At 58.1% G+C, this 7,145-nt stretch carries 6 protein-coding genes; 4 read left to right on the top strand and 2 right to left on the bottom strand.

What is annotated here, in order from left to right; genetic code table 11:
* Positions 1 to 89: 89 nt before the first annotated feature.
* Both BZL43_RS10705 and ybaK read right to left on the bottom strand, forming a co-directional pair.
* Positions 90 to 872 carry a PhzF family phenazine biosynthesis protein gene (locus BZL43_RS10705; RefSeq protein WP_095632276.1) on the bottom strand — a complete coding sequence of 261 codons (783 nt, stop codon included), beginning with the start codon at positions 870 to 872 and terminating at the stop codon, positions 90 to 92.
* Positions 873 to 983: 111 nt separating this feature from the next.
* A complete protein-coding gene (gene ybaK / locus BZL43_RS10710) occupies positions 984 to 1,454 on the bottom strand; it encodes a Cys-tRNA(Pro) deacylase (protein WP_095632277.1) in 471 nt (156 codons plus the stop codon).
* A 368-nt stretch (positions 1,455 to 1,822) separates the two neighbouring features.
* On the opposite strand from ybaK, the gene BZL43_RS10715 reads away from it, so the two are divergent.
* The 4 genes from BZL43_RS10715 to glpD all read left to right on the top strand — a co-directional run bounded on the left by BZL43_RS10715 (position 1,823) and on the right by glpD (position 6,920).
* The gene (locus BZL43_RS10715; protein WP_095632278.1) at positions 1,823 to 2,674 is read left to right on the top strand and encodes an MIP/aquaporin family protein; all 852 of its coding nucleotides are present in this window, start codon (positions 1,823 to 1,825) and stop codon (positions 2,672 to 2,674) included.
* Between the two features lie 68 nt (positions 2,675 to 2,742).
* The gene (glpK, locus tag BZL43_RS10720) at positions 2,743 to 4,248 is read left to right on the top strand and encodes a glycerol kinase GlpK (protein WP_095632279.1); all 1,506 of its coding nucleotides are present in this window, start codon (positions 2,743 to 2,745) and stop codon (positions 4,246 to 4,248) included.
* Positions 4,249 to 4,331: 83 nt separating this feature from the next.
* On the top strand, positions 4,332 to 5,087 hold the full coding sequence (locus BZL43_RS10725) for a DeoR/GlpR family transcriptional regulator (RefSeq protein ID WP_095632280.1): 756 nt from the start codon (positions 4,332 to 4,334) through the stop codon (positions 5,085 to 5,087).
* A gap of 294 nt (positions 5,088 to 5,381) precedes the next feature.
* On the top strand, positions 5,382 to 6,920 hold the full coding sequence (gene glpD / locus BZL43_RS10730) for a glycerol-3-phosphate dehydrogenase (protein WP_095632281.1): 1,539 nt from the start codon (positions 5,382 to 5,384) through the stop codon (positions 6,918 to 6,920).
* The last annotated feature ends 225 nt before the right edge of the window (positions 6,921 to 7,145 follow it).

The following is a 7,145-nucleotide window of genomic DNA, read 5'->3' on the forward strand; positions in this document are numbered from 1 at the left end:
AAGGCGTCATGTCAGTCAATGATGATGTCGACTGACACGCCGCCTTCGCGGGCAAGTCGGATCGCCGCACCGCTCAGTCCTACAAAAAATCATCCGAGCATTAATTTGCCGCTTGCAACAAGCGTGGCATTGCCGCCAATACTCACTCGATCCCCTTCCAGCTGGCAAAACAACTCACCGCCTCGGGCTGAACACTGATAAGCCGTCAGGTTCGACTTGTTCAAGCGTTCCGACCAATACGGAATCAGGCTGCAATGGGTCGACCCGGTCACCGGGTCTTCGTCAATGCCGATTGCCGGGGCAAAGTATCGCGATACAAAATCATGCTTGTTGCCCTTGGCCGTCACAATGGCGCCCAGCCACGGCAGTTTTGCCAGCGCAATCATGTCCGGCTGACAGTCGAGTACCGCTTGCTCGGATTCCAGCACGATGAACAACTCTGTCGAACCCAGAATGTCGATTGCTTTCACACCCAAGGCGCGCTCGATATCCGCGGTCACGTCCACTTCTGTCGGCACGATGACCGGGAAATCCAGCCACAAACGCTCGCCCTCACGACTGACACTCAGCGGGCCGGACTTGCAGATGAAATCCAGCCGTTCGATCGGTTCCTTATAGACTTCAAACAGAACATAGGCGCTGGCCAGGGTTGCATGGCCGCATAACGGGACTTCGGTGGTCGGGGTAAACCAGCGGATGTGCCAGACCGGACCCTCACGCACCAGAAACGCGGTTTCGGCGAGGTTGTGTTCGGCGGCGATTTTTTGCATCAACTCATCGTCGAGCCAGGAATCGAGCCGGTACACCATCGCCGGGTTGCCACTGAATGGCCGATTGCTGAACGCGTCGACCTGATGAAACTCTAGCTGCATGCCATTTCCTCCCTTTTTCAGGTCGACGAGCATGAAGCCAGGAAGAACCCTTCACCAGTGACAGAACCCATCAATTTCCACCATACAGGCTGAGCGTCCAAAGTCTTCCGTTCAGGCGCGGCCGATATCGGCGAACTTCGCCTGGGTGTGTTCGGCCAACGCAGCCGGCGCCAGTTCGACTTCCAGCCCACGTCGTCCGGCGCTGACGAAGATGCTGGGAAAAGGCTGAGCCGAATGATCGATAAAGGTACGCAGGCGTTTCTTCTGCCCCAGCGGACTGATGCCGCCTAACAGATAACCTGTCGAGCGCTGTGCAGCCGCGGGATCGGCCATTTCAACTTTCTTCACCCCTGCGGCCTGCGCCAGCGCCTTCAGGTCCAGACTTCCGACGACCGGCACCACCGCCACCAACAATTCCCCTTTTTCGCTGGCCGCCAGCAATGTCTTGAATACCTGCGCCGGGTCCAACCCCAGTTTTTCCGCGGCCTCCAGACCATAGGACGCTGCCTTCGGATCATGTTCGTAACTGTGCACGCGATGTTCGGCACGAACTTTTTTCAACAAATCCAATGCGGGGGTCATGGCAGCTCCAAGCTTGGCGGCAGAAGAAAAATACTGCGCACGATTCTAGGTCATTGATCAATAAAAGGCTCTATTGCGGCGCTATTTCAAAGGCTGGAGCCCCTGCCTCGCCGTTCGATCAAGGCCGATTTGGCTGATTAACAACAAAGTCATTCACAGGACTAATAGTTGAATTATGACCATCGGTTCACTTTCGACCTTTGACAGCAGCGTTTCTTGTCTATATTTTTTCGAATCTGAATACTGCACGAATGTCTCATCGCCGCACCCAGCAGTAAGCCGAGCTCCGGATGGGGATCCTGACTTGGTGAAAATCGCACTTTGACTTTGATCAAAAGCGCCAGACAACAACAAAAACGAGGTTTTCAATGACAACTGCTTTACAACAACCGTCGCTCTCGAGCCAATGCATGGCTGAGTTTCTGGGGACTGCACTGCTCATCTTTTTCGGTACCGGTTGCGTTGCCGCGCTCAAGGTAGCGGGTGCCAGCTTCGGGCTGTGGGAAATCAGCATCATCTGGGGAGTTGGCGTCAGCATGGCGATCTACCTCACCGCCGGTGTTTCCGGTGCGCACCTCAATCCTGCCGTGAGTATCGCGCTAAGCATTTTCGCCGACTTCGAAAAGCGCAAACTGCCTTTCTATATCTTCTCCCAAGTGGCCGGTGCCTTTTGCGGGGCCTTGTTGGTTTACACGCTGTACAGCAACCTTTTCTTCGATTTCGAACAAACTCACCAAATGGTTCGTGGAACCCAGGCCAGCCTTGAATTGGCATCGGTGTTCTCCACTTTCCCGAACCCCGCCCTGACCACTGCCCAGGCCTTTTTGGTTGAAGTGATCATCACCGCCATATTAATGGGCGTGATCATGTCGTTGACCGACGACAACAATGGCCTGCCCAAAGGGCCGCTGGCACCGCTGCTGATTGGCCTGCTGATTGCCGTGATCGGCAGCTCGATGGGCCCGTTGACCGGTTTCGCGATGAACCCGGCTCGCGACTTCGGTCCTAAACTGATGACTTTCTTCGCCGGCTGGGGTGAAATTTCCTTCACTGGCGGGCGCGATATCCCGTACTTCCTGATCCCGATTTTTGCACCGATTGTCGGTGCCTGCCTCGGTGCTGCAGCGTATCGCGGGCTGATTGCCCGTCATCTGCCCAGCGCCATACCTGCTACAAAGGATGCAGCACCGGCCATTGACGGCAAACCAAGAACGTCTTGAAACCGTTGGCGCATGCTCCTGTCCACGCGCCTGACCTCACTTCCCAACTTTCGTCCAAGGCAATCGACATGACCGACATTCAGAATAAGAACTACATCATTGCCCTCGATCAGGGTACGACCAGCTCCCGCGCGATTATTTTCGACCGTGACGCCAATGTGGTCTGCACCGCCCAGCGCGAATTCGCACAGCATTACCCGCAAGCCGGTTGGGTCGAACATGACCCGATGGAAATCTTCGCCACCCAAAGCGCCGTGATGGTCGAGGCTCTGGCGCAGGCCGGCCTGCATCACGATCAGGTCGCAGCCATCGGCATCACCAACCAGCGCGAAACCACCGTGGTCTGGGACAAGACCACCGGCCGCCCGATCTACAACGCGATCGTCTGGCAGTGCCGGCGCAGTACCGAAATCTGCCAACAGCTCAAGCGCGATGGCCACGAGCAATACATCAGCGACACCACGGGCCTGGTCACCGACCCGTACTTCTCCGGCACCAAGCTCAAGTGGATCCTCGACAACGTCGAAGGCAGCCGTGAACGTGCGCGCAAGGGTGAACTGTTGTTCGGTACTGTCGACAGCTGGCTGATCTGGAAATTTACCGGCGGCAAAGTACACGTCACCGACTACACAAACGCCTCGCGCACCATGCTCTTCAACATCCACACGCTGGAGTGGGACGCGAAGATGCTGGAGGTCCTCGACATCCCGCGCGAGATGCTGCCGGAAGTTAAATCCTCGTCCGAAATCTACGGCCACACCAAAAGTGGCATCGCCATTGGCGGTATCGCCGGCGACCAGCAGGCAGCCCTCTTCGGCCAGATGTGCGTCGAGCCAGGCCAGGCGAAAAATACCTACGGTACCGGTTGCTTCCTGCTAATGAACACCGGCGACAAAGCGGTGAAATCCAGACACGGTATGCTCACCACCATCGCTTGCGGCCCGCGTGGCGAAGTGGCCTACGCCCTGGAAGGCGCGGTATTCAACGGTGGCTCCACCGTGCAGTGGCTGCGTGACGAGTTGAAAATCATCAACGACGCCCACGACACCGAATACTTCGCCAACAAGGTCAAGGACAGCAACGGCGTTTACCTGGTGCCGGCCTTCACCGGTCTGGGGGCGCCGTACTGGGACCCGTATGCCCGTGGCGCCTTGTTCGGCCTGACCCGCGGCGTACGCGTGGATCACATCATTCGTGCCGCACTGGAGTCGATTGCCTACCAGACCCGCGACGTCCTGGACGCCATGCAGCAGGATTCCGGTGAACGCCTCAAGTCCCTGCGCGTGGACGGCGGCGCGGTCGCGAACAATTTCCTGATGCAATTCCAGGCCGACATCCTTGGTACGCAGGTCGAGCGTCCGAAAATGCGCGAAACCACCGCGTTGGGCGCGGCTTACCTGGCCGGCCTGGCCTGCGGCTTCTGGGGCAGCCTGGACGAGTTGCGCGGCAAGGCAGTGATCGAGCGCGAGTTCGAACCGACACTGGACGAAACCGCGAAGGAAAAACTCTACGCCGGCTGGAAAAAAGCGGTCAGCCGCACCCGTGACTGGGAACCGCATGAGGGTGCTGAATAAGCCAAGGTCGGGTTCTAACTGGTAGGGAGCGGATTCCTGCGGCATCATGGGCAAATTTTGCACGGCAGCCCAAAGGAAGCCCCATGAATCTGCCTCCCCGTCAGCAGCAAATCCTCGAACTGGTCCGCGAACGCGGCTATGTCAGCATCGAGGAAATGGCCCAGCTGTTCGTCGTTACACCGCAAACCATCCGCCGCGATATCAATCAACTGGCGGAAGTCAATCTGTTGCGTCGCTACCACGGCGGCGCAGCCTACGACTCCAGCGTCGAAAACACTGCCTACGCCATGCGCGCCGATCAGATGCGCGATGAAAAACAGCGTATCGGCGAAGCCATTGCCGCTCAGATTCCCGATCACGCCTCGCTGTTCATCAATATCGGCACCACCACCGAATCCATCGCCCGGGCGCTGCTCAACCATAACCACCTGAAGATCATCACCAACAACCTGCATGTGGCCTCGATGCTCAGCGCCAAGGACGATTTCGACGTGCTGCTGACCGGTGGCAACGTGCGGCGCGACGGTGGCGTGGTGGGTCAGGCGAGTGTCGATTTCATAAACCAGTTCAAGGTCGACTTCGCCCTGGTCGGCATCAGCGGCATTGATGAAGACGGCAGCCTGCTGGATTTCGATTATCAGGAAGTGCGGGTATCCCAGGCGATCATTGCCAATGCCCGGCAGGTGATTCTGGCTGCCGACTCCAGCAAATTCGGGCGCAACGCCATGATTCGTCTGGGGCCGATCAGCCTGATCGATTGCCTGGTCACCGATCAACCGCCTTCGCCGGCCTTGGCGCAGTTGTTGAGCCAGCACAAGATTCGTCTGGAAGTCGTGTAAGCACATCGGTCCCCTGTGGCGAGGGGGCTTGCCTCCGTTGGGCCGCGAAGCGGCCCCAAAACATTCACCGCCAATCCTCAGTTAAACATCGCAACCCGCTCTGCGACTGCTGCGCAGTCGAACGGGGGCAAGCCCCTCGCCACAAATGTTCGTAAATTTTCCTTTAACCGTCCTTCGATCAGTATTTTCAATCGAAGTTGACTGGCTGCGCGCGTCTTTATGGGCTAGTATTTTCGCAAATGAACATTAATGTTCGAATTCCAATATAGAAAATCTAAAGCCCGAGGCCAGCCGATGCCCACTTCTACCTTGCCTACGCCCCCTCTCGCCGAGGTTTACGATATCGCCGTCATCGGTGGTGGGATCAATGGCGTGGGGATCGCAGCGGATGCCGCCGGTCGCGGTCTTTCGGTGTTCCTTTGCGAAAAGGATGACCTGGCCAGCCACACCTCGTCCGCCAGCAGCAAGCTGATCCACGGCGGTCTGCGCTACCTCGAACATTACGAATTTCGCCTGGTGCGCGAAGCCCTCGCCGAGCGCGAAGTGCTGCTGGCCAAGGCGCCGCACATTGTCAAACAGATGCGTTTCGTGCTGCCGCACCGCCCGCACCTGCGTCCGGCCTGGATGATCCGCGCTGGCCTGTTCCTTTATGATCACCTGGGCAAGCGAGAAAAACTCGAAGGCTCGAAAAGTCTGAAATTCGGCCCGGACAGCCCGCTGAAAAACGAAATCACCAAAGGCTTCGAATATTCCGATTGCTGGGTCGACGACGCACGTCTGGTGGTGCTCAACGCCATGGCCGCCCGCGAGAAAGGCGCTCACGTCCATACCCAAACCCGTTGCGTCAATGCCCGTCGCACCAAGGGCTTGTGGCACCTGCACCTGGAACGCGCCGATGGCAGCCTGTTTTCGATCCGCGCCAAAGCACTGGTGAACGCAGCCGGCCCGTGGGTTGCCCAGTTCATCCGTGACGACCTGAAGATGGAATCGCCGTACGGCATCCGTCTGATCCAGGGCAGCCACCTGATCGTGCCGAAGCTGTATGAAGGCGAACACGCGCACATTCTGCAAAACGAAGACCAGCGCATCGTCTTCACCATCCCGTACTTGAACCACTTCACCCTGATCGGCACCACCGACCGTGAATACACGGGCGACCCGGCGAAAGTCGCGATCACTGAAGGCGAAACCGATTACCTGCTCAGAGTGGTCAACGCCCACTTCAAGAAGCAGGTCAGCCGCGACGATATCCTGCACAGTTATTCCGGCGTACGTCCGCTGTGCAACGACGAATCCGACAACCCCTCGGCCGTCACCCGCGACTACACCCTGGCATTGTCGGGCGGTGCCGACGAAGCGCCGCTGCTGTCGGTGTTCGGCGGCAAACTGACGACTTACCGCAAACTGGCCGAATCGGCACTGGCGCAACTGGCTCCATACTTCACGCACATCAAGCCAAGCTGGACTGCCGGCGCGCCCCTGCCCGGCGGCGAAGACATGACCACGCCGCAGGCCTTGAGCTCGCGGCTGCGCGACAAGTTCGACTGGGTGCCCACCGAGATCGCCCGACGTTGGGCCACCACCTATGGCAGCCGCGCCTGGCGCATGCTCGAAGGTGTGGAAAACCTTGATGATCTGGGCGAACACATCGGCGGCGGTCTCTACACGCGCGAAGTGGATTACCTGTGCTGCGAAGAATGGGCGAGCACCGCCGACGACATTCTGTGGCGCCGCACAAAGCTTGGGCTGTTCACCACCCCGGCGGAACAGCAAAAGCTCAAGGATTACCTGAACAAGGTCGAACAGAACCGCAGCAAGATCGAAGCGGCCTGATCGGGAATCCGGTTAAAACGAAGCCCCTGAATCTCATGATTCAGGGGCTTTTTCATAACCCGCAATACTGTAGGAGCGAGGCTTTCCCGCGAATGGATCACCGCGGTCTGCCTGGAGCACCGCGTTATCGTTCTTCGCGGGCAAGCCTCGCTCCTACATCTATGGTTACCCCCTTTTCTGCAATACTGTTTTTGATGCGTGTTTGGCTTGCTTTCATCTATCCGG

Origin of the sequence: Pseudomonas sp. PICF141, assembly GCF_002286815.1 — a bacterium.
Taxonomy (GTDB): Bacteria; Pseudomonadota; Gammaproteobacteria; order Pseudomonadales; family Pseudomonadaceae; genus Aquipseudomonas.

Excerpts from the sequence above, each read along its gene's own strand:
- glpD (WP_095632281.1), top strand. The coding sequence starts at position 5,382 with ATGCCCACTTCTACCTTGCCTACGCCCCCTCTCGCCGAGGTTTACGAT.
- BZL43_RS10715 (WP_095632278.1), top strand. The coding sequence starts at position 1,823 with ATGACAACTGCTTTACAACAACCGTCGCTCTCGAGCCAATGCATGGCT.
- ybaK (WP_095632277.1), bottom strand. The coding sequence starts at position 1,454 with ATGACCCCCGCATTGGATTTGTTGAAAAAAGTTCGTGCCGAACATCGC.
- glpK (WP_095632279.1), top strand. The coding sequence starts at position 2,743 with ATGACCGACATTCAGAATAAGAACTACATCATTGCCCTCGATCAGGGT.
- BZL43_RS10725 (WP_095632280.1), top strand. The coding sequence starts at position 4,332 with ATGAATCTGCCTCCCCGTCAGCAGCAAATCCTCGAACTGGTCCGCGAA.
- BZL43_RS10705 (WP_095632276.1), bottom strand. The coding sequence starts at position 872 with ATGCAGCTAGAGTTTCATCAGGTCGACGCGTTCAGCAATCGGCCATTC.